This window comes from Rhodococcus sp. IEGM 1318 (genome assembly GCF_033142465.1).
Classification (GTDB): domain Bacteria; phylum Actinomycetota; class Actinomycetes; order Mycobacteriales; family Mycobacteriaceae; genus Rhodococcus_F; species Rhodococcus_F qingshengii_B.
This window is the reverse complement of record NZ_JAWLSC010000003.1, coordinates 475,349-498,069: the sequence shown is the minus strand read 5'-3', so window position 1 is coordinate 498,069 and position 22,721 is coordinate 475,349. Positions and strand designations below refer to the sequence as shown.

Here is a 22,721-nt window from a genome sequence, read left to right as displayed (position 1 = left end):
GAAACTTCACCCAGAAACGAGCACACCATGAGGGAAGCCGTCCTCGTCTCGACAGCCCGAACGCCGATCGGCAAGGCATACCGAGGCGCCCACAACAACACACAACCTCAGCACCTGGCCGCACACGCGATCGCCCACGCCGCGCAACGAGCCGGAATCAACGGCCGGGAGATCGAGGACGTCGTACTCGGCTGCGCCATGCAGGAGGGCCCATCCGGAACCAATATCGCCCGCCAGGCCGCGTTGCGCGCCGGGCTCCCAACCTCCGTGCCAGGGATGACCATCGATCGCCAGTGCGCCTCAGGGCTGATGGCCATCGCCACTGCCGCCAAACAGATCGTCGGTGACGGCATGCACATCGCGATCGGCGGCGGCGTCGAGTCGATCTCCCTGGTCCAGAACGAACACCAAAACCGTTATCGCGCAACAGATCCTTGGCTCGTAGACAACCTCCCGAGTACCTACCTGCCGATGCTGCACACAGCAGAAATCGTGGCCGAACGGTACAAGGTCAGCAGAGACCGGCAAGACGAGTTCGCGCTGCTGTCCCAGCAGCGGACCGCCGCAGCGCAGGCCGCGGGCCTCTTCGACGCCGAAATCGTTCCCATCGACAGCATCAAAACCACCGAAGACGGAATCGCGCCCGTACAACTGATCGCCGATGAAGGGAACCGCCCCTCCACCACTGCCGCCGGACTCGCCGCCCTCCGGCCGGTCCTCCTCGACGGCGAAGTGACAACCACGTCGACTGTGACCGCGGGCAATGCTTCGCAGCTCTCGGATGGCGCCTCGGCGTCGGTCCTGATGGAGGCGAAGGAGGCCGAGCGACGCGGTCTCGAACCGCTCGGCGTGTACCGCGGCATGGCCGTGGCAGGGTGCGGACCGGACGAAATGGGAATCGGACCGATCTTCGCGATCCCGAAACTACTCGCGCAGCACAACCTCACTGTCGACGACATCGGGCTGTGGGAACTCAACGAAGCGTTCGCCTCCCAAGCCGTCTACTGCCGCGATCATCTCGGTATCGACCCCGACCGATTCAATGTCAACGGCGGCGCAATCTCGATCGGTCATCCGTACGGGATGACCGGCGCCCGCCTGGTCGGCCACGCTCTCGTCGAAGGGAGGCGCCGAGGCGTTCGGTATGTCGTGATCTCGATGTGCGTCGGCGGCGGAATGGGCGCAGCCGCACTCTTCGAAACAAACTGAAATCTGTCATCCTGCAAAGCTTTTACCCTGAAGGCGCAAGATGGGCAATCGCCGCGTGCAAATGTCCGGCCCGGTGGATTTCGCTCCTGGACCGTCAACCCTGCGTAGGGCTGACGGTCCAGGAGCCGTTTGGCAGCTAGAGCCGGTCAGGTCCACGGAAGGTCGACATAGTGGACGTCCGGCCCGGGGGTGGTCAGTGTTATTTCGGGAACCGCGCACCGCGGCGAGGTGCGCAAAAGGAATCGCACCGCTTCGGCGACGTCCGAGGGCGACAGCATGGCACTTGGCTCCTTGTCCATCCACGTGGATCCGGGTGTCTCGACCAATCCCGGGCAGATGGCGGTGACCTGGATGCCAAGGCGGCTGAGCTCGCCGTGCGCCGATTGGCTCAGGGCGATCATCGCCGCCTTGGTCATCGAATACGCGGCCACTCCTGCCCGCGGCAACTTGCCGAAGATCGAGCTCACGTTGACGATCAAGGCCTTACCGTGTTCGGCTCCCGCCACCTGCAGTGTCGGAATGCAGCTTTGCATCAGCAGATAGGCGGACCGAAGGTTCAGATTCAGATGGAGGTCGAGCTTCGGCGTCGCCATGTCGGCGATGTTTCCGCTCAGTCCCAGGCCGGCATTGTTAATCAGGACGTCGGTGCGGCCGTACCGCTCGACGTGCGAGGTCACTACGGCCTCGCAGTCGGCGCTGTGGGCCAGATTCCCGGACACCGGCAGGACCTCGACGCCACGCGTGCGCAGGTGAGTCGCAGCGTCGGCGAGTTTACCCTGGTCCCGGGCGACAATTGTCAGGTTGTAGCCCTCGTCAGCGAGCGCTTCCGCGATAGCCAGCCCGATTCCTGCAGACCCGCCAGTGACGAGCGCGGCTCGTTGATTCCCGTTCATCGCATCCTGCTTTCTATTCATGTTCGTTGCGGCACGTGGTTGTTCGGCGTGCTGTGGCATCCGCCCAGATTGGGGCTGCCAACTCCCGGCGACTGCCGGACGCAATTCTCAGGTGTGTCCCTTGACACATCAATTTACATTGGTGTTCAATATATTACATCAACGTAAATGCTGTGACTATGGATGGCAGGACAATGACAGACACAGGATTCGCAATCAGGGATGTAAGAGTCTTCGACGGAGAGGACGTCGTCGAGCATTCGACGGTCCACATCAAGGGCGGATTCATCGAGTCCGTCGCGACGCAGTTCGACTCGACTGCCGACATCGACGTCATCGACGGGCGGGGGAAGACTCTGCTCCCCGGACTGATCGACAGCCACACACACGCGCAGCCGCCATCATTGGAGAACGCCCTGTTGTTCGGCGTGACAACGGAACTCGATATGTTCTCCTGTCCGGAATGGATGGACTCGCAGCGGCGCGATGCCGCCGAGCGCAATGACCTCGCTGACGTGCGGTCCGCATCCATCGGTGCCACTGTGCTGGGCGGGCATCCATCGATGATGATCGGGACTTACTTCGATGAGCAGTACCCGGTGGTGAATTCCCTCCAGGACGCCTTCCCATTTGTCGCCGCCCGCGTGGCGGAGGGCGCGGATTACATCAAACTTCTCATCGACGACGGCACTTCGCTCGGGCACGATTCCCCCACCCTCGGCGAGGACGTGGCACGGGCAATCGTCGACGCGGCACATGACCACGGCAAGATGGCGGTTGCGCACGTCACGTCACTGGCCGGAGCGGAGCAGGCTCTTCGCGCCGGAGTCGACGGGCTCGTACACATCTTCTTCGATCGACCGCCCACAGACGAGATCATCGCCCAGGCGCTCGATGCTGGGATCTTCATCACTCCGACACTCAGCACGGTTGGTTCCCTCGCCAGCGACATCGACGGTACTCACCTCGCCAACGACGACAGAGCCCGTCCACTCATCCCCGCTTCGTGGCACGAAAATCTATGCCAATGCTGGCATCTCGGTTCTCCTGGATCTATCGACCATGCAATTGAAGCGACCCGGCGGATGCACGAAGCCGGAGTGGACATCTTGGCAGGCACTGATGCTGCCGGCATCGGAGTGGTCGGCACCGCGCACGGCGTGAGCATGCACGGCGAACTCGAGCTTCTCGTCCGGGCAGGTCTGTCGCCGGTGCAAGCGCTGCGCGCGGCGACGTCATCGCCCGCCCGGCGGTTTGGTCTCACAGACCGGGGTCGTATCGCACCAGGGCTTCAGGCTGACCTGCTTCTGGTCGAGGGCGATCCCACGCGTGAGATCACAGCAACTCTCTCGATCGCGGGCATATGGCGGCGCGGTGACAAACTCTCTCGCGTCCCGCGATAATCGGACAGGTACCCGACGACCGATCGGCAGGCGGTCTGATCGAAACGCACACTCACCGTTACGGTTTCGTGTCCAGCGCGAGCAACGCTGCATCCGGACTCGCCACGAGAGCATCCGCGGTTGCGGAGAGGGTCTTGGCGAAGAGGGTGGCGGTAGCTGCGTCGAAGAGATCGGAGGAGTAGACGAGTGTCGCCTCGATCCCGGCGGGTTCACCGGTTTCGTCGAACACTTCGGCGAAGTGAAAATGAAGGTCACACTTGGCGATGTCGAGTGGCCGCGGCGTGACCTCGAAGGTAAGCCCGTCGGATTCGAGCACTGCGGCAGGGAAGTTCTCGAACGACATTGCCACCTGGAAGAACGGGTGCAGCGACGCATGACGAGGAGGATCGAGGTAGTCGACCAGTCGCTCGAACTGCACATCACTGTGATCGTGCGCCAACAGTTCTACTCGGCGGCACTCGGCTACAAGAGAGTCGAAGTCCTCCGTGACGTCGACGTGTGTGCGAAGCACGAGTGTGTTCACGAACATGCCCACGAGGTCGTCGAGTTTCGGATGGCCCCGGCCTGCGACCGGGCTACCGATGATGATGTCGTGGTCACCGGACAGAGCACTCAGTGTCGCCGTCAAGACGGCGTGAACGACAGTGAACATCCCGGCCTCGACTCGCTTTGCAGTCGTCGTCAACCCGCGATGAGTCTCGGAATCGAGCAAGAATTCGACTCGCCCACCCCCGAACGTCCACATCAAGGGCCGAGCATGGTCAAGTGGCAGAGAAATCTCGCTCGGTGCCCCGTCGAGAACCGTCGCCCAGTGTTCGAGTTGACCGACAGTGAGGTCTGTCCGCTCCTGCTGCGCGCCCAGAATTGCCGTGCGCCACTTGGCGTAGTCCGAGTACCGCACCGCGGTCTCCGGCCACGTCGGGTGTGTGTTCCGCGCGCGAGCCTCGTACGCGATGGACAAGTCGCGCGCGAGGATGGCGAGAGACCATCCATCTGCCGCAATGTGATGGACAACCGCCGCCAACAGATGATCGTCGCGACCGTATGCACACACGATCAAGCGAATGGGGATCTCGGAACGCACATCGAAACCCCGAGAGAGCGTCTGGTGAACGATCGATCCTGCATCGCTCGAATTCCCTTCGATCACTTGAAGTCCGCGCGGAATCCGGTCCGGATTCACTACTAGCGGGCGGGGCGAACCCGCGACATCCGGATACACGGTTCGAAGTGTTTCGTGCCTGACCATTACGTCATGCACGGCCGAAGCCAACGCGTCGTGGTCGAGTCTGCCACGCACGCGAATTGTGAAGGGCAGGTTGTACAGAGCAGGCGAGGTGAGTTCTCGACCGATGTATTCCTGTGCAGGTGAAAGCAGCGGCGTCGAGGCGTCGCCGGCTCGTTCCAATGGTGGCACCCGTCCGACGTGTTGTCCGAAGGAACTCGCGAGCGCGGCGGCGCTCGGCGAGTCGAACAGATCGCGAACACCGAGGTTTATGCCGAAATCAGCGTTGAGGCGGCCGATCACTCGAGTTGCAGACAATGAATCTCCCCCGAGATCGAAGAACGAATCGCTGTGGCCGATCTCGGTGGCCGTGAGCACTTCCTCGAAGGTACGGATGATGCGGGACTCGATCGGTGTTGCGACCCGTACCGCTTCTCTCCGCTCGAAGGTGGGAGCGGGGAGCACGCCCCGATCGACTTTCTTGTTCGTGGTGAGCGGAACCGCGTCGATGCGAATCACGACGACCGGGATCATGTATTCCGGCAACTTCTGTGTCAGAAGGCGTTCGATACTCGCATCCGAGTCCAGGATTCCCGAGTGCAGTTTCACGTAACTCACCAGCGCCGGCGAACCGTTGGCCAGATCGCGGACCAACGTCGTGGCGAACTCGACCGACGGGTGGCCGTACAGGACGGAATCGATCTCACCGAGTTCGATTCGGCGCCCACGCACCTTCACCTGATCGTCTGTGCGGCCGAGGAATTCGAATTGGGCGTCGTCTGTCCATCGGACCCGATCGCCGCTTCGGAACATACGCTGCCCCGATGAAAGAGTGGACGCAACGAAACGCGCAGCCGTCTCCCCCGCTCTACCCTCGTATCCTCTGGCCAATCCAGGTCCCGACAGGTAGAGCTCCCCCGCGGCCCCGGTGGACAACGGCTCGAGCGATGCGTCGAGAACCACCGCCTCGACTCCGTGCATGAGCCGCCCGAGTGTCACACGATCGTCGACGTTCAAGACGTCGGTGATGGTGACACTGCATGTCGCCTCGGTAGGACCGTACGCGCTTCGAACACGCACGAACGGCGCCCACCGGCGCATCAGTTCGTGCGGTAATTTCTCGCCACCGACTATCAGGAATTTCAAACAGGGCACCCGTTCCGGAGCCAATGTTGCGAGCGCCGAAGGTGTTACGAGTAGATGTGTCACGGCATGACGGCAGATGAGGTCTTCCAGCTCGAATCCACCAACGGTCTCGGGTGGGCAGATCACCGACGAGGCGCCGAACAGAGCGGGAGCGAGCATCTCTACGAAAGACGTGTCAAAACTGGTTGAAGCACAATGCATTACGACAGAGCGTGAATCTAGCTCGTATTTCTTGCGAATGTCGGTAGCCAAATTGGCCAGGCCACGGTGAGTGACCGACACCGCTTTGGGCCGGCCCGTGGAGCCGGAGGTGAAGATCATGTAGGCCCGATGATCGGCATGTGCGGGCTCGGCGTCGAAGGACGGCCCGAAAGCACCGGGGTCGCGGTCCAAAAACAGCCACTCGAGGTCATACGGCAACGAATTTCGCAGCCCGAAAGTCGTGAGCCCGATCTTCGGTTTGCATACACCGAGCATGTCCACGAGCCGTTCGGCGGGGTGGGCCGGATCGACCGGTACGTATGTAGCTCCCACTCGCGCCGCAGCCCACATTGCCAGGACCGATTCGATGGATCGCGGGATCGTCACGACGACAACATCATCGGGACCCACATCGGCGGACTTCAAGCGTCGACTCCATATCTCCGCCATCCGATCGAGGTGCCCGTAGGTCCATGACCGATCACCGTCGGAGATCGCAACCGAATCGGCAGCGTGGTTCACTGCGGAACGCAGAAGAGAATCAAGACTTCTGGGCTCGACCGAAAGCTCGCCACACGCCGGCGTCGTGGCTCCCAGCTCGACATCCGTCCACAGAGGCGGAGCAGGATGATCCGAGCGTGTGTCGACGAATGCCTCGAGGAACCGAACGAATCGATCATGATGCGCAGAAAGTTCGGCAGAGCTGTACAGCGCACCGTTGGCCTCGAGATCGACACGAACGTTCCCTGTGTAACCGGGGTAGACGTTGAGCGCAATATCGTCGACCGGTCCGGTCGTGAGTATCTCGACGTGACCTCGTACCGCACCCAAGGTCAGGGTCCTGTCGAACAACATGACGTTGACGACCGGACCGAACGATTGCACTCTTGACTGCCGTCGACCGTCAGTCAGAGCGGAAATATCCTCCCGGCGGTAACGTTGGTGCCGAAGTGCCTCGCTCAGTGCGCTTTCGACAACGCGTACTGCCGAGGAGGGGGTCGATGCACCCACTCCGTGAAGTACCAGAGGAACCACGTTCGACATCGCGCCTGGCAACGATCTCGACGCAGCAGTCACTCGTCCGGATACCGGCAACGACAAACACAGGTCGTCGACACCACACATCAGCGCGACGTACGACGCGAACGCCGATATCACGGTTGCTGCCGAGATATCGGTAAGTGGCACTGTGCCACTCGCCCGCAGCGTTCTTCGCCGATTAGTACCCGTCGCACTCGTTCCCAAGGACGGAAATGAAGGAACTGACCGGAGTTTCTCATGCCAGAACTCTCGATCGCGGACACAGCGTTGTGATTCTCGGTATCGGCTTTCCTGGCGGGCAACCGCCGCCGCGCGATCCGCCACAACCGAGTCGACCTGATCCGGCCTCACCGGACCAGCGGACAGATAGATCTCGGTGGTGCGGCGCATCAGAAGTGCAGCGGAGTAACCGTCGAGTGCGATGTGATGCGCACGGTAGTACCAGAACCAGCGATGAGGACCGACCTGCAACAGATTTGCGACGGTGAGGGCAGTACCCGGATCGAGAGTTGCTGTGATCCACTCTCGATTCATCCACGCCATCGCTGCCTCGACGGGATCGTCGTATCGACGAAAATCCAGCCTGCCACCGATCAGTGCCACATCAGGGTCGTCGTCCAAGTCAGGCACTCCCTCCGTCACACGTAGACGAAGGCCCGCAACACCGAACTCACGGTGCGCGGCGACTGTCGCTGATTCCAGTCGAGACGCGTCCAGCTCACCGTTCAGATCAACGAACTGAGCTATGACAAACGGCGTCGTCGGCTCGAGGGACTGAGCGAACCACAACGAGCGTTGTGCAGCTGTCAACGGCGTCATCGTCTCGCTCGGATCACGACGATCTCCTCGGTGACCTGATCGGGAGCGATGACACCGATCGACTCCAGGTATCGCCTGCGCGACAGCAAGACCGGACCGAAAGGAATCAAGGTCCTCGACACCACCGATGCCTCGAGTTCATGGTCGGCCAACCGTTCGACGGTGCGATCGATACTGCTGAGTGCTGACTGGATCAGCAGTATCGTGCCCTCCTTCCGCAGAACACCCGGTGCCGTCGCACATATGCGATCGATCAACAAGCGTCCGTCGTTGCCTCCGTCCCAACTACGAGCACGGCCGGTGCGCGGCGCACGATCGCCCACAGAAGGAACATAGGGCGGGTTCGAGACGACGAGGTCGAATCGACGACCGTGAAACGGGGCCAGGAGATCTCCGTGACGGGCGTGGATTCTGTGACCGCGGAGTCGCCCGTTCATCCAGGTGCACACCGCGGCACGTCGTGAGATATCCACGGCGAAAACCGTTCCCGCCCCAGCTTTGGCCGCACACACACTCAGCGCACCACTACCGGAGCACAGATCGAGAACCTGAGAAGACGCATCCAACTTCTCGGCGCGTACTGCGTCGGAGATGAGGCGGGTATCGCTCTGAGGCGCATAGACACCGGGAAATCGAATCATCACACTGCGCTCCTGCCGTGGACTTGCTCGGTGGATGTCTACGACTGCTCCTGCCAGACTGCCTTCGCTCCGCTCTCACCGATTCGATAAACCTGGACCGTCGAACCAACGGCCGCCACGATTGCCATTGCCGCTATCGCAACTGTCACGACTCGGAGCAGCGTCGAACTGTCGGACAGTGAAGTTCGTGCGCTTCGCCACTCGGTGAATCTATTGGTATGCAGAACCCACCATGTCGCCGCGAACACGAACACCGCGATGGACCAGATCAGAAGTTGATCACCGAGTTCGGCGTGAATCTCGATCAACTCGCTGTGAGGCGAATTGTGTTCGAGCCATTCACCGGCATCGGTCGTGATCGGTACGAGTATCAACGTGACGAGGGCGATGGCCGGTGGGAAGATCCCGAGCCTGCGCCGAGCACTCGGCCACAGAACGGAGCAGAGAACCAGAACCGCCGAGAGCGGAACCAACACGACAACGAAATGAACGAGGAGTGGGTGAGCGGGTAATCCGCCGATCGTAGTCAGGCCCATGTCGATCAACGTAGGCAGGATTTCTTGGAGAGTTCTGGGGACCCTGCTCGAACGTGCTCGGTGTCAACGAGCTACCGGCAGCACAATCTCGAAGGACGAGCCGACATCCGGTGTCGATTCGACGAAGACTTTCCCTCGGTGCGCGTGCGCGATCTCGCGAACCAAGGACAATCCGATGCCATATCGCCGGCTACCGGCGGGTTGAGTCGGGCCATGTGAGAATCGGTCGAACAGAATCGGAACCGCTTCAGATTCGATTCCGATTCCCGTATCGCTCACGCGGATTCTGACGTGGTCGCGATCTCGCTCGACGCGGAGAAGGACGTGGCCTCCTGGACGCTCGTGAGCAAGCGCATTGTCAACGAGCGCGAGAACCGCTCGGCGCAAAGCCGATTCGATCCCCAAGACCACTGGCTCTCCAGTTCCGGCCTTGCTCACGTCGACAGAGACGCCAGATTTCTGAGCATGATCGGCCACACTGTCACGGACCTTCTCACACACTGCCGCCATGTCCACTCGATTCCGGGGTTGTCCGCTGTCGTCCATCGATGCGGCCATCAACAGGTCCTCGATGACTTCGCCGAGGGCCCGAGTGTCGTCCACCAACCCGTTGAGCTGCGAAACAAGCTCAGAAGACTCGAGCGAGCCTCCGCGTCGAGCCAAAAGTTGTGCACGAGTGTGTAGTACGGTCAACGGCGCACGTAGTTCGTGCGATGCATCGGCGACAAAACGACGTTGCAACTCGAGCGCCTGTGTCAGTGGCTGAATCGCACGTCGGGACAACAACACCACGACGCCCACAGATGCGGCAATTCCGGTGAGTTCGGCAAATCCGAGTGCAAGAAGTAATCGCTGCCTTCCTGATTCATAGGGCTCGAGTGCCGCGATCACGACAACGCGACCTTCCGCACCGTCGGAGACGAGGGCCCTGAAGTTGCTGTCACCATCGGTGAAATCCGAATACCCAGCGGGCGCATCCAACAGTTCCGCGGTACCGGTGGGGGCATGCGCGCTCACGGTCTCCACCCCATCATCGGAACGAAAGGCCAGCGACATACCGGGCGGCGGATCGTCCGCATCGTCTGCTGTGGCTGCAACCTCGGTCAGTGCAGAACGAATCTGACGATCCTGTGCCCGCGCATACCCCACGTAGGACACCGCTCCGACGATCAGCAACACGGCACCGAGAGCAATGGCGGCTTGGACCGCAGCTGAACGTCCGGCTCGCCGTAGACGCACCTCGTCACCGAACCCGATCCCAGACGACTGCCTGTCCTTGTTTTTGCTGCGGACAATCATGATCCGAGCCGGTATCCGAGTCCGTGGACGGTGGCTACGACGTCCCTGCCCAGTTTCCGCCTGAGATAGTGGACATAAGTGTCAACGGTGCCTGGAGTATCGGCACTTCCGAAGACACGCCCCAGAAGCTGAGTCCGAGAAAAAACCTGCCCAGGCGATGCGCACAGAAACCCGAGCAGTTCGCTCTCGCGTTCGGACAACGAGGTCACCGATCCGGACTCGGTGTCGGTAGCCGTCCGGTTCACTCGATCGATTTCCCACCTTCCGACCACGATCGGCACTATGGACGTTCGGCGACGCAACAGCGCACGCATTCGAGCCAACAACTCGGGAATCTCGAAGGGCTTGACCAAGTAGTCCTCGGCACCGGCATCGAGTCCCTCCACTCGATCGGCAACGGAACCGCGAGCAGTGAGGATCAACGACGGTACTGAGCAATCCCTCGCCCGGAGGGTTCTGAGCAATTCCACACCGTCGATGACCGGCACTCCACGATCGAAAACGAAAGCATCGTAGCTGCGGGTCAACGCCAGATGCAGACCGACTTGTCCGTCGTGCGCCACGTCGACCTCGTGCCCTTCCTCCTCGAAGAGGTCCGCAAGCAGGCCCGCCAATTGCCGGTCGTCCTCGACAAGAAGAATTCGTGGTTTCGCGCCCATGCCTGCGAGCCTGCCACGTCCGTTCTGAGAACTCTCCAAGATTGCACCGCGATCGTGGAACTCGGAACTCTCCGACGGCACGACCGATTCCCCGCAGCTTCACAGCAGACGTGCAGCCCCGGACAAGCACCTCGGCCGATTGTTGAGTTCTCAATCGAACCTTCGAGAGCAGGCATCAGATGGATACACCGGAAGACGGATTTCGACGCACCCGAATCGTCACCGGGGCCCTCGTGGCATTCGGAGTCGTGGGCGTTGTCGGCGGAACAATACTTGCCTATTCGGATACGCAGGCCACGCCGATCACAGCGACCACAGACGAAACCAAGCAATCGAGCAGTGCACCTGGCGGCAATTCGACTCCGAACTCGCAATCGAAAACTACCTCAACCGCGGCGGCACCGACGACCTCGAGCGGAAGTTCTACTCCCCACGCTCGATCGGCCGGATCGTGACCACCTCCCTGAGCGTCGCGAGTTCCATGTGGAGGGTGTGGGGCCTCGAAGCCACGGTCGTGGTGACAAAACCCGAGGCGATTCCATCTGCCAGGTCGATAATCGACGAGCGCCTTCTCGAAATAGAATTGGCATGCAGTCGATTTCGTGACGATTCAGAGATTCGAGCTCTCGAAAAGTCGACAGGCCTACCGGTCGAAGTGAGTAGCACGCTTGCCCGGCTGATCCAGACAGCACTCGATGGCGCCGAGTGCACGGACGGCGCCGTCGACCCGACCATCGGCGCAGCGCTCGTCGCGCTCGGATACGACCGCGATTTCGCGCAGATCGAAGGCAGGGACGTGCCGATCAAGACATCGTTCGTCTCTACTCCGCAGTGGACCTCGGTCAAACTCGACGGACAAAAGGTCACAGTTCCCTCGGGCGTCCAACTCGACCTCGGGGCAACGGCAAAGGCCCTCGCAGCAGACGAATGTGCGCAAGCTGTCAGCATGTCACTCGACTGCGGTGTCCTGGTGTGCCTCGGCGGAGACATCGCTACCGCCGGACCGGCGCCGGACGGTGGGTGGATCGTTCTCGTCCAAGACGGCGACGACGCCCCGGCCGATACGGTCGCCATTCCAGGAGGGACAGCCATCGCTACATCCAGCACCAGGAAGCGTCGATGGTCGCAAAACGGTAGACACGTGCACCACATCGTCGATCCGCGGAGTGGCACCAGCGTTGATGCCGCATGGCAGACGGTCACCGTCGGCGCGGACAGTTGTGTGTCAGCAAACCTCGCGAGCACCGCATGCATCGTCCGAGGTTTCGAAGGTGCGCGGGACCTCATGAACACGGGCCTACCGGTGCGACTGGTGGACCGTGCAGGTGAGATCCGCCTACTGAACGGATGGCCGACGGAAGATGCGGTCGCCACCGGCAGACGGGCACCCTAGTCGTGGACGAAGCACTGTGGGCATTGGGCCGAGGGACAGGTATCACCGCTCTCGTGTTCATGACGATGTCGATGGTTCTCGGAATCGTCACACGGTCCGGGAGAGCTCTAGCGGGACTACCTCGATTCGGCGTGCAGAACGTGCACAGGGACGCCGCCTTGATCGGGGTGATCCTCGTAGTCGTACACATGCTGGCACTGTTGGCCGATCCGTACGCACAACTGAAACTCGTCGACTTCGTCTTCCCCTTCCTGGGTAACTATCGTGCCTTCTGGCTCGGACTGGGCACCCTTGCGTTCGATGTTCTGTTAGCGGTGTCCTTGACAGGACTACTGCGAAATCGCCTAGGAAACAGAACTTTTCGCGTCGTTCATTGGAGCGCGTACGCTCTGTGGCCGATCGCGTTCGCGCACGGACTGGGAAACGGAACGGACTCAGGACACACGTGGTTTCTCGCCATCGCCATCGGATCGGCCGTCGCGGTGACCGGAGCAGTTCTCTGGCGACTCCGGACAGACTTCGTCGAATTCTCGACCCTGCGCCTCATGGAAAGGACGTGACGTGACAACCGAATCCACCTATGCGGGCCTTCTCGCCGCATGCTCACCCGATCTAGCCACCCACACGGCCCTCCACGGCCACAACCCACGCTCGTCGCCGGGTACCTTGAGCCGCCTACTCGCCGATGCCGGTCTCCACGGGAAAGGCGGGGCGGCATTTTCGACTGCGCGAAAACTCGATTCCGTAACTGGACGGCGTGTTGTGGTTATCGCAAACGGTAGCGAAGGCGAACCGCTCAGCGACAAGGATGCAGTTCTTCTCGAACGTGCGCCGCACCTCGTCCTCGACGGCTTACAACTCGTCGCACACGAGTGCGGAAGCGAAGAAACATATCTGTACGCAGGATCGCAACTGCTTCAATTCGTACGGAATGCGTTGAAAGAAAGAAGGACTGCCGGGCTGACCGAGCCTTTGGTCACACTCGTGGCTTCACCGAAGACATTCATCAGCGGCGAGACATCCGCGGTAGTCGGAACGATCGAAGGCCGAGCACCCATTCCTCGAGACCGCTCGGTACACAGCACCGTGGCCGGGCTGAACGGACGACCCACAGTGGTTCACAATGTAGAGACACTGGCGCACATCGCTCTCATCGCCCGATACGGACCCGAGTGGTTCCGCACGCGAGGGCTGGGCGACGCGTCGGGGACGACCTTGATCACCCTGTCAGGCGATGTGACCGTGAGTGGTGTCGTCGAGATCCCGATGGGAATTCCATTGGATCAGTTGGTGACCCAGTATTCGCGTACTGATACTCCGTCGATCAGAGCAGTCCTCGTCGGCGGGTTTCACGGAGGTTGGATCGATGCGCAAGACTTGCCAACCACCACCATGACAACAACAGCTTTGGCGAAGGTCGGTGCTTCGCCCGGCGCCGGAGTCATTCACGTACTGGGTCACGCAAGGTGTGGTCTGAAGACTTCAGCCGACATCGTTGAGTATCTCGCCGATCAAAGCGCTCGGCAGTGTGGACCGTGCATCAACGGAATGCCCCGACTGGCACGCGCGTTATCCGAGATTGCCTATCGCTCAGGGTCGGTCCATACCCAGGAGTCGATCCGATATCTGGCAGATCTGGTCGAGGGGCGTGGAGCATGCAAACATCCGGACGGGACAGTGAGATTGGTGAGGAGCTCCCTTCACGTTTTCCAGCACGATCTCCGAATGCATGCCGCAGGAGCCTGCGAGGTCAACACACGGATGGGAGCGGCGTCATGAGCACAAAATCGCCCAAAGTCCTACACATCGATTGGACTACATGTGAAGGTCGAGGACTGTGCACAGAATTGCTGCCGACCCTGCTGACGCGCGACGAATGGGGATATCCACTCCCACACGATCGCCGACGTGAGCCACACATTCCCGCCGAACTCGAAACGGATGCCCAACGCGCCGTCAAACTCTGTCCCAGAGCGTCATTGAGGGTTCTCTCGGGTCAGGATCGATGAAAATCTGTTTCCATGCACAGATCCCGACTCCGCAATCAGTCCATACTGTCGACATCGATCATCGACCGCCGAGCGGCAGCGCTCCCCCACCGACGGGGTAGGGAGGGAGCGTTCCCACAAGTGTCGGTGTCAATGTGGTCGCAGACGGATCGGAACGACCGAGAGTGAATTTCCGAACTTCGGCACCACTTCCGTCGCTGCCGCTGACGAGGAGATCCGCGCCGGTGGTCGTGCTCGTCGTGGCTACTCCGACACCCGTCCCTGGACCGGCGAACGGATCGAAGGATGCAACTTCCCGAAACACCACGTCCGTCGAATGATGATCTGGGCTCTCCAGGTACATCTCGGGCGCACCGTCGAGCCTCGATCCACTCGAGAAGACGCGGATGGATCCTTCGCCTCCGAGCATGCCTGCCACTATCGACTTTGCTCCGCCCTCGGCGCCGGCCACCCAACCGGTCGACAGAGACACCCCGTCGCGGTAGCCCTGATCGAAGGCCAAGAACTGTGATGTCGTCACCGGACCAACCGCATGACCTGCGTGTTCATCGGAGTCGCCCTTGGTCGCCGCCGTCGGCTCGTACAGGTCGTAGCGGAACGTCTTGACCAAAGGCTCGTCGCCGGCACCCGGCGCGGTCACGATACTCGCCCGACCGGAGTGACTGTCAACCATCCCGGTTGCAAAAGTGACGCCACTACTCGAACCCGGATACGGAGAGAAGGAGCCGAATTCTGCCGGCGCGGACTTCTTGTCCGCCGGAAGGTCGGTGGAGTAGATCTTGACCTGCGACTCCATTCCTGGGCCTGACGAAACGATGATGTTGTCCGCCAGAGCATTCCCGTCGATGTCGACGCCGCCTACGTTCACTCCACCACGAAAGGCCGAATCGAAAGGTGCAAATCTTGCCAACTCATCGGTGAACGGCACGCCTCCGACTGCGTTGTACGCCAAGACTTCCGGAGCCGATCCTGCACCTGTTCCAGCCACCAGATCAAGCACCATGTCTCCGTTCACGTCGGCCATTGCAACGCTCGGTGTGCCTTCGAACGACGGGAAGGGAGTGACGGTGGAGATCAGCTTGTCGCCGTTGGCATCGAATATCTGAACTTTGGCGGGAACGCCGGCCGAACCGGGTACCGCCACTGCATAGGTCGACACCTCTGGAATCACGTTGACAGTCGCCATCAATCCGTTGTCCTCGTGATTGAGTCGGTGGCAGTGGATGACAAAGGTTCCGGTGTACTCGGTGAACTTTGTCCGCAACGTCACCGATGCTGGTTCCAGCGCATTCTCGTTCTCGTCCGTCACCGGCGCCGGCACGTTCACGTTGTCGATTCCCCACGGCTGAACGCCTGTCGTCGTCCCTGCGACGGAATCCACGACTTCCATCACTTGGAAGTCGTTGACGTGAATATGCATCGGGTGTTCGTCATTGTTGAGGTTCGTGATCTTCCATTCTTCAACGGAATTCAGCCGCGGTTGAATCAGCGGGATGTTGGGGAACGTGTTGTCGGCGAATTCGTAGGTGAAGGCCTTCGGATCACTGTTGCTGGCCTTTTCGTTTCCGAACCCACCGGAGACTGTGAGGTTGCGGGTCACGTCGGGCGTCATCGCTGCGGTATCCACGAAGGAGGTGTAGGTGTCCAGCTTTTGTCCGAAGTCGAATGGAGTCGTCTTTCCTTGGCCCTCATCTGGTGTCGCGCGGATCAACTGCTGAGTCGGGAAGGTGAAGAATCCGTCCGCGTAACTGATCACCGACGGGTCAACGGTGACGGTTCCGAGTTCGGCGGACGGATTGTCGGTGCCGTTGTTTGTGTACAGAATGCCTGGATTGCTCACCGGCTTTGCACCTTCGAGCGGTGGCATTTCCAACACCAGATCGCCGGACTCCGGCATCGTCACCGCGATTGCGTATCGCGAGGCCGGCGGAATCACCAGCCTGGTTCCGTCCCCATCCACGGGTGGCCTGACCTCGTCGAACGGGTTTCCGTCCTGCCCCACGATGGCGAACTTCGGATGGGCGCCGGTTGCGGTTTCCGTCAACGTGACCGGCATGTAGGCAAAGTCGCTGATGTTGGCAAGCACCCAGATCTCCGTCTGCCCCGGCTTCAGTTTCAGCGACGGCTGGAACTGACCGTTCACGGTGTACTGCACGTCGCGTTGGTTGTCCGGCAGTGAGGGATCGGCCGGAACACTTGTCGATTCACCCACGAAGCTCTGCAGATTGCCTGGGACGAATTGATTCTGTCCACGATGGTTGGCAGGCGACAACGGTCCGGTGTACCAGTTGGTGAAATACTGCGCGCCCTCGGTAGTGTCCGAGAAATTCACCGGAGCAAGGCTCGGACGGTACGTCCCGTCGGCTAATTCCGTGCCGGTGGGCGGCGTCAAGGTACTGACGAATTGGGGCCAGTTCGCGTCGTTGAGCTGTCGGCCCTTTCCTTTGCGGTCGAACACGAAGTTGTACTGCAGTGCCATATCGCGGATCGGGACGTCGTTAGCCGTCACGACGGGCAAATTGCCGTCCGGCCGGCCGATTTCCAGTAGCCCGGCCAGGCCCATGTACGTCTGCTGGGCGGTGAGGGTGTGCCGGTGACTGTGGTACCAGTAGAGACCGTTCGGCATCGTCCCCGGAATCGCGTAGTCGTACACATTTCCCTGGCCGGCGGGGATGTTGAGCAACACGTTGTCCGCATTGCCGTCCGGACTCACGTGAACTCCGTGCGTGTGTAGATTCAAAGGAGCCGACGTCAGCGCCGGCGGATAGGTCGGCACATCGCCGCCCGCCGGTGTGAATGCAGGATCGTAAAAGTCCTCGATCGTGAGATCCTGCAAATCGTTGTCGTAATGAATGATCAATCGCTCTCCCGGATTGACGCGGAGAGTCGGCCCCGGATAGACGTCACTCGCCGAGGTCGACCCGTCCGACGCCGTACCGCGGATGACTTCGTACCCGAAGAGCAGAAAATTCGACACCGGCGCCGACACGGTATCGAGCGGAATCACGCCCTGATGAGCGGACAACCGCACCTCGAGTACACCATCTCGACTGCTCAGTTTCACCGGCTCCCGATAGTCGACGGCGGTTCCACTCGAGCCGTAATTGGCGCCCATCTCGGACGCCGATTCACCGGAGGTACACGCGGCCAACGCCACCGTCATGGACACCACTACTGCTGCGGCTAACGCCTTTCCTCGCAGTGCGATCACTGGTTTCCCCGTTCCATGGTGGCGTGAGATACGTCCGATCAGCGCACATCAGCCTATCGAGAAAACATCGGCTGAACAGTATATTCCCGACAAATTGCCCACCTAGGGCCCGCTTGGGCGCTGCACCTTGCAAGCAGTCTCAGCAAACCGATCAGAAATCGAGAAGCACAGCCACGGGACCCGCAATTACGTTGAAACACATGAACACACCACCGAAGTCCACTGCCCACCACACGTCGTCAATCCACACATCAGCAGGGAGCGCCCAGATGACCACCGCGCAATCCGTGATCCTCGACGTTCCCGACCTCGCCGCAGCCGAGGCCTTCTACAACGCTCTCGGCGTCGGAGATCGAATCCAGCTACGCGAATCGAACGAACCGACAACCGGGTTCCGTGGGTACACCCTTTCGCTCGTTGTCGCCCAACCGAACATCGTCGACGCTTTTGTCGGCGCGGCACTCGCAGCCGGTGCCACCGCGTTGAAGCCGGTGAAGAAATCCCTCTGGGGATACGGCGGAGTTGTTCAGGCTCCGGACGGTTCGATCTGGAAGATCGCCACGTCGTCGAAGAAGAACACCGGACCCGCCACCCGCACAATCGACAGCTTCGTGCTGCTGCTCGGCGCCGAAGACGTCAAGGCCAGCAAGCAGTTCTACCTCGACCACGGACTCGAGGTGTCGAAGAGCTTCGGCCGCAAGTACGTCGAATTCACCAGTACAGCAGGCAATGTCACACTGGCACTGTATGGTCGGCGCGCCTTGGCGAAGGATGCCGGGCTCGCTCCGGAAGGCACCGGATCGCACCGGATCACCATCACCGGCGCTTCCGAACGCTTCGCGGATCCCGACGGTTTCGCCTGGGAATCCGCCGCTTGACATCGGGCACGGATCATCGGGAAGGTGATCGAAACCCGACTTCGGAGTTGGGCGCGTCATGAGCCGGATAAGCATGCACCAGGGCAGTGGCGAGCTTGGGCACCGCGTGGGTGAGCGAATGCTCGGCGCTATGCGCTATCGCATGAGCTTCGGCAAGAGTTGCCCGGGGATCGATGTCGAGTTCTGCATCGGCATGTAATCGGTGCCCGATCCACCGCATCTTCAAATCACGTACCCCGAGAACCCCGGGCTCGCGCTGTAGCGCATGTTCGGCATCGTCCAACAACTCCGGTTCGACACCGTCCATCAGACGCCGGAAGACGTCTCGTGCCGCGGTCCGCAGCACGGCCACGATCGCCACTGTGATGACAAGACCGATGATCGGATCTGCCAACGGGAATCCCAGAGCGACTCCCCCAGCTCCCAGAAGGACTGCGAGTGAGGTGAATCCATCTGTCCGAGCATGCAGTCCATCAGCCACCAATGCAGCTGAGCCGATCTGCCTTCCGACTCGAATCCGATACAACGCCACCAATTCGTTGCCGATGAAACCGATCACACCTGCCGCCGCTACCCAACCGAGGTGCTCGATCTGGACCGGGTTGATCAATCGCCTCACCGCTTCGACACCGGCGATCACTGCCGACAGTGCGATCATGGCGAGCACAAACAATCCGGCCAAGTCCTCCGCACGCCCGAAACCATAGGTATAGCGCCTGGTTGCAGCGCGCCGACCGAGGGCAAAGGCAATCCAGAGTGGGACTGCCGTGAGTGCGTCGGAGAAGTTGTGAATGGTGTCCGCCAGCAGGGCCACCGAACCCGAAATCGCCACGATTGCAACCTGAGCAACTGCGGTGATGCCGAGCGCGACAAGACTGATCTTGACCGCCCGGATGCCGATCTCGCTCGATTCCAGCGCATCGTCGACGCTGTCCGCGGCGTCATGACTGTGCGGGGCGAACACTTCGCGAACCGCCGATCGAAATCCCTTCGTTCCATGTCCGTGTCCGTGACCGTGCCCATGACCGTGGGATGTTCTGGGCTCGTGCGTCATAACGCACCTTCTTCTTGATCGGTCCGCTCGACCTTCGCGGAGCGCTCCGGGTGAATCTCTCGAAGCTCACCCTCACTACGGTGGTGGCCCGGTAGTCCAGGTCCGGCATGCTCGGCATTGAAGACCGCATCCGTAACCAGTTGGCGCACATGGTCGTTCTCGAGACGGTAGAACACCGTCGTACCGTCGCGGCGCGTTCGTACCAACCTCGCCATGCGCAGCTTTGCCAGGTGCTGCGACACCGAAGGCGCCGGCTTGCCGACACGCTCTGCCAATTCGTTCACCGAGCACTCTCGGTCGACCAATGCCCACAACACCTGCACACGGGTTGCGTCGGCAAGCATGCGGAACACCTCCACAACGAGGTCGACTTGATCATCGGGAAGTTTTCGGCGACAAACACCACTATCTGCGTTCATACGTAGATAGTAGATCATCAGATGCGTCGAAGATGATCTCTCCTCGATTCACCAGTTGTGCAAAGCTTGGCGGCAGAGCACTTCTCCACTCGCAGACAGGGAAACAACCGAGATGAGTCCTGACGACTGGAACGCCGGCATCATTGCAGAATTCCGCGCGAACGAGGGCAAAGTTGGCGGACCTTTCGAAGGTGCCCCCATGGTGTTGGTCCATCACACAGGACGCAAGTCCGGACGCAAGTTCGTGAGCCCGATGATGTACCTGCCAGACGAGCAGGATCCGAACACCGTTTACGTCTTCGCATCGAAGGCCGGCGCCCCGACCAACCCCGACTGGTACTACAACCTTGTTGCCGCCGACCAGGCCGAGGTCGAGGTCGGTACCGAAACGTATCCGGTCTCCGTCAGCGAAGTAACCGGCGAGAAGCGCGACCGAATCTACGACGAACAGGCCAGCCGATACCCCGGATTTGCCGAATACGCGGAGAAGACAGCCGGGATCCGCACCATCCCGGTTGTGGCACTGACTCGCGCGTAAATCCTGCGATGTGCAGCCCTGCCGTTTACATCACGAAACGGCAGGGGTCGTTCGAAACGGAATCACGACACTGACGACGCTTTGACCTCAGCCTTCGCATGCCGTCCGAGCAGCACGTATCCAACCCAGGATCCGACAACCACTGTCGCCGCGAGCGCTTGCACAAGGCCTTCGATACTCACCGGATAGAACACACCGGTGATGTAGTGCGAGATGAATCCAGTGGACGGCAATTCCGCGATTCCGGCCATCCGGCGGGCCCAATTCTCGAGATTGGTCAACGGGCAGTCATACCCGACCGCTATCGAGCCGGCTCCCCAGACAACCGCAACAAGATGGAATGCAATGCTACGACGCCACTTCCACGCCACGAATCCACCAAGCACCACATAGAGAACAAACCCGAAGTGAACGAACACCGTCACTACTTCGATGAGCCGATACACCATCGTCGTCTCCGCTCGTGGCGCGGAAGTCCCGCAACAATCAGACTATTCCGATGTTAGTCCCCGTAGCGGCGATCTACCCGGTGTATGCAGCCGTCGTGCGGACAGCGGCGGCGTGGGCGGCATCCGGGTCGTCGCCCGATGCGATTGCGGCAGCGGCTCATGATTCACTGCTTCCCGCGACGAATGCCTTGGCCTCGTCACTACCCGCCGATCCGAGCCTCCCCCGACACCGGCGTGAACCACAGCGCGATGCGGTCGAGCTGGGTGACCGCCGCCCAGACCGTGCCGATGGGTGCCGCGAGCGTCCGCGACATGCGGAGCGTGCGTGTTTTCCCTTCGTCACCGCCGAACGGGCCCGTTCTCACGCCACCAACTGCAACGAATCAATTGCTTTGTCGACGGTTAGGCTCCTCGGTTCGAGCGAAACTTCAGCTAAGTCGCTGGCGGAGATGTACTGATACTTCTTCTCCAGCGGAGCTCTTGCCGATCGCCTTGCAGAGGGCCACGCGCAGCGGAAGCCAGTGAGGTCCGTCGCCGGAGGGCATCAGCGTCGCCTCGAAGGGATGATCACCATCGAGGGTCCCGACCACCTTGACAGCGCGTCTGGTACCCAGAAGTTCCGCCGAGCCGGGCACGGTCAAGTACGTTGCGAACGCCCCGTCTTTCTCGATGGGTGAGGTGAACGAGTAATCGAGCGGTTGTGGAGTCTTGTCAGCGGCCATGTCGCGTCACTGCTGAGCGGCTAGCAGGACGTCGGTGTCGAAACACGTGTGAGTGCCGGTGTGGCATGCTGCGCCCTCCTGATCGACGATCAGCAAGACGGAATCGCCGTCACAGTCGAGGCGCACCTCGTGTACGTACTGGGTGTGCCCGGAGGTCTCTCCCTTGACCCAGTACTGCTGCCGCGAGCGCGAATAGTACGTCCCCTTACGGGTTTCCAGTGTTCGCGCGAGCGCTTCGTCGTCCATCCACGCGACCATCAGCACATCACCGGTCGACTTCTCCTGCGCAACCGCGCTGAACAGTCCGGCGTCGTTTCGCTTCAGCTTCGCCGCGATTGCGGGATCAAGGCTCATATGACGTTTATACCTTCCACCTGTGACTTCCGTGGAATTCCCCTGCGTGCCCGCCCTAGAATGGAAGTTCCTTCGCCGTCACCGTGGAAGAAGATCCGACATGAACCATCAGCATCATGACGGTCCGCACCCGGAGTACTCATGCCATCTCACGAACCCGAGTACCGATCACGTCCGAACGCGCCACATCGTTCTCGGCATCGGCCCAGGGTCTACCAGCAAGAATGTGCTCAGCTACGCATTGGCGCTTGCCGCCAAGGAGGATTCAGCCCTCCACGTCGTTCACTGCATCACGTCCGAGGACCTGCCTGTCGAAACCGACTCGCCACAATTCGAAACACGCCTGCACGACGAGATGGTGGCGCAACGCGAGCAGACAACCTCGACACTCGCCTCGCACACCGACACCTGGACATACGACTGCACCTACGGAGATCCAGCCGGTGTCATCCTCGCGACCGCGGACAAATACGACGCCTTCACCATCGTAATCGGCTCACCGCGAAAAGGCGCTGCCTCCGCGGTGAGCCAACTGATTCACAGTTCGGTCTCTTCCCGACTGAACCGGCAGAACCGCTATCCCGTGATATCGGTTCCCGCCGGCGTCAGATCAGCCAGATAG

22 protein-coding genes are annotated in these 22,721 nt (G+C 60.8%); 9 read left to right on the top strand and 13 right to left on the bottom strand.

The window, feature by feature from the left end; translation table 11 throughout:
- Positions 1-27 precede the first annotated feature (27 nt).
- Positions 28-1,209, top strand: coding sequence for an acetyl-CoA C-acyltransferase (locus tag R4P65_RS10595; RefSeq protein WP_317826447.1), 1,182 nt, complete (start codon positions 28-30; stop codon positions 1,207-1,209).
- Between the two features lie 146 nt (positions 1,210-1,355).
- Here R4P65_RS10595 and R4P65_RS10590 read toward each other — a convergent pair whose 3' ends face one another.
- Positions 1,356-2,102, bottom strand: coding sequence for an SDR family oxidoreductase (locus tag R4P65_RS10590; protein ID WP_019748751.1), 747 nt, complete (start codon positions 2,100-2,102; stop codon positions 1,356-1,358).
- Between the two features lie 194 nt (positions 2,103-2,296).
- Here R4P65_RS10590 and R4P65_RS10585 point away from each other — a divergent pair, with 194 nt between their 5' ends.
- On the top strand, positions 2,297-3,505 hold the full coding sequence (locus R4P65_RS10585; protein WP_195791363.1) for an amidohydrolase family protein: 1,209 nt from the start codon (positions 2,297-2,299) through the stop codon (positions 3,503-3,505).
- Positions 3,506-3,563: 58 nt separating this feature from the next.
- On the opposite strand, the gene R4P65_RS10580 is transcribed toward R4P65_RS10585, so the two are convergent.
- From R4P65_RS10580 to R4P65_RS10560, 5 genes are all read right to left on the bottom strand, one after another.
- Positions 3,564-7,937 carry an amino acid adenylation domain-containing protein gene (locus R4P65_RS10580; protein WP_317826446.1) on the bottom strand — a complete coding sequence of 1,458 codons (4,374 nt, stop codon included), beginning with the start codon at positions 7,935-7,937 and terminating at the stop codon, positions 3,564-3,566.
- Positions 7,934-8,581: a HemK2/MTQ2 family protein methyltransferase gene (locus R4P65_RS10575; protein WP_411742531.1), complete on the bottom strand. Its 648-nt coding sequence runs from the start codon at positions 8,579-8,581 to the stop codon at positions 7,934-7,936. The genes R4P65_RS10580 and R4P65_RS10575 overlap by 4 nt, the downstream gene beginning before the upstream one ends.
- 35 nt (positions 8,582-8,616) lie before the next feature.
- Complete coding sequence (locus R4P65_RS10570; protein WP_317826445.1) at positions 8,617-9,114, bottom strand: DUF2231 domain-containing protein; 498 nt, start codon at positions 9,112-9,114, stop codon at positions 8,617-8,619.
- Positions 9,115-9,177: 63 nt separating this feature from the next.
- Positions 9,178-10,413: a HAMP domain-containing sensor histidine kinase gene (locus R4P65_RS10565; protein WP_317826444.1), complete on the bottom strand. Its 1,236-nt coding sequence runs from the start codon at positions 10,411-10,413 to the stop codon at positions 9,178-9,180.
- Positions 10,410-11,072 (bottom strand): response regulator transcription factor, encoded by a 663-nt coding sequence (locus R4P65_RS10560; RefSeq protein ID WP_198035756.1) that lies wholly within the window; start codon positions 11,070-11,072, stop codon positions 10,410-10,412. Before R4P65_RS10560 ends, R4P65_RS10565 begins: the two co-directional genes overlap by 4 nt.
- 451 nt (positions 11,073-11,523) lie before the next feature.
- On the opposite strand from R4P65_RS10560, the gene R4P65_RS10555 reads away from it, so the two are divergent.
- From R4P65_RS10555 to R4P65_RS10540, 4 genes are read left to right on the top strand one after another with little or no spacing between them, the layout of a single operon-like run.
- Positions 11,524-12,465 carry an FAD:protein FMN transferase gene (locus R4P65_RS10555; RefSeq protein ID WP_317826443.1) on the top strand — a complete coding sequence of 314 codons (942 nt, stop codon included), beginning with the start codon at positions 11,524-11,526 and terminating at the stop codon, positions 12,463-12,465.
- A 2-nt stretch (positions 12,466-12,467) separates the two neighbouring features.
- Positions 12,468-13,025, top strand: a complete 558-nt coding sequence (locus R4P65_RS10550; RefSeq protein ID WP_021333648.1) for a ferric reductase-like transmembrane domain-containing protein — start codon at positions 12,468-12,470, stop codon at positions 13,023-13,025.
- A 1-nt stretch (position 13,026) separates the two neighbouring features.
- On the top strand, positions 13,027-14,244 hold the full coding sequence (locus R4P65_RS10545) for an NADH-ubiquinone oxidoreductase-F iron-sulfur binding region domain-containing protein (RefSeq protein ID WP_317826442.1): 1,218 nt from the start codon (positions 13,027-13,029) through the stop codon (positions 14,242-14,244).
- Positions 14,241-14,474, top strand: coding sequence for a ferredoxin (locus R4P65_RS10540; RefSeq protein ID WP_082900857.1), 234 nt, complete (start codon positions 14,241-14,243; stop codon positions 14,472-14,474). The genes R4P65_RS10545 and R4P65_RS10540 overlap by 4 nt, the downstream gene beginning before the upstream one ends.
- Before the next feature lie 58 nt (positions 14,475-14,532).
- Here the strand turns inward: R4P65_RS10540 and R4P65_RS10535 are convergent, their stop codons facing one another.
- On the bottom strand, positions 14,533-17,637 hold the full coding sequence (locus R4P65_RS10535; protein WP_317826487.1) for a multicopper oxidase family protein: 3,105 nt from the start codon (positions 17,635-17,637) through the stop codon (positions 14,533-14,535).
- 317 nt (positions 17,638-17,954) lie between these two features.
- On the opposite strand from R4P65_RS10535, the gene R4P65_RS10530 reads away from it, so the two are divergent.
- Positions 17,955-18,563, top strand: coding sequence for a glyoxalase (locus R4P65_RS10530; protein WP_317826441.1), 609 nt, complete (start codon positions 17,955-17,957; stop codon positions 18,561-18,563).
- A 13-nt stretch (positions 18,564-18,576) separates the two neighbouring features.
- Here the strand turns inward: R4P65_RS10530 and R4P65_RS10525 are convergent, their stop codons facing one another.
- Both R4P65_RS10525 and R4P65_RS10520 read right to left on the bottom strand, forming a co-directional pair.
- A complete protein-coding gene (locus R4P65_RS10525; protein WP_317826440.1) occupies positions 18,577-19,617 on the bottom strand; it encodes a cation diffusion facilitator family transporter in 1,041 nt (346 codons plus the stop codon).
- Positions 19,614-20,036, bottom strand: coding sequence for a metalloregulator ArsR/SmtB family transcription factor (locus tag R4P65_RS10520; RefSeq protein WP_317826439.1), 423 nt, complete (start codon positions 20,034-20,036; stop codon positions 19,614-19,616). Before R4P65_RS10520 ends, R4P65_RS10525 begins: the two co-directional genes overlap by 4 nt.
- 112 nt (positions 20,037-20,148) lie before the next feature.
- On the opposite strand from R4P65_RS10520, the gene R4P65_RS10515 reads away from it, so the two are divergent.
- A complete protein-coding gene (locus R4P65_RS10515; RefSeq protein ID WP_317826438.1) occupies positions 20,149-20,574 on the top strand; it encodes a nitroreductase/quinone reductase family protein in 426 nt (141 codons plus the stop codon).
- A gap of 62 nt (positions 20,575-20,636) precedes the next feature.
- On the opposite strand, the gene R4P65_RS10510 is transcribed toward R4P65_RS10515, so the two are convergent.
- The 4 genes from R4P65_RS10510 to hisI all read right to left on the bottom strand — a co-directional run bounded on the left by R4P65_RS10510 (position 20,637) and on the right by hisI (position 22,099).
- Entirely contained in the window at positions 20,637-21,023 is a 387-nt protein-coding gene (locus R4P65_RS10510; RefSeq protein ID WP_230813412.1) for a DUF2784 domain-containing protein, read from the bottom strand.
- A gap of 200 nt (positions 21,024-21,223) precedes the next feature.
- Positions 21,224-21,388 carry a hypothetical protein gene (locus R4P65_RS10505; protein ID WP_317826437.1) on the bottom strand — a complete coding sequence of 55 codons (165 nt, stop codon included), beginning with the start codon at positions 21,386-21,388 and terminating at the stop codon, positions 21,224-21,226.
- A gap of 63 nt (positions 21,389-21,451) precedes the next feature.
- Positions 21,452-21,745, bottom strand: a complete 294-nt coding sequence (locus tag R4P65_RS10500; RefSeq protein WP_317826436.1) for a DUF1905 domain-containing protein — start codon at positions 21,743-21,745, stop codon at positions 21,452-21,454.
- Positions 21,746-21,751: 6 nt separating this feature from the next.
- On the bottom strand, positions 21,752-22,099 hold the full coding sequence (gene hisI, locus R4P65_RS10495; RefSeq protein ID WP_050655350.1) for a phosphoribosyl-AMP cyclohydrolase: 348 nt from the start codon (positions 22,097-22,099) through the stop codon (positions 21,752-21,754).
- Positions 22,100-22,199: 100 nt separating this feature from the next.
- On the opposite strand from hisI, the gene R4P65_RS10490 reads away from it, so the two are divergent.
- Positions 22,200-22,721, top strand: a complete 522-nt coding sequence (locus tag R4P65_RS10490) for a universal stress protein (protein WP_317826435.1) — start codon at positions 22,200-22,202, stop codon at positions 22,719-22,721.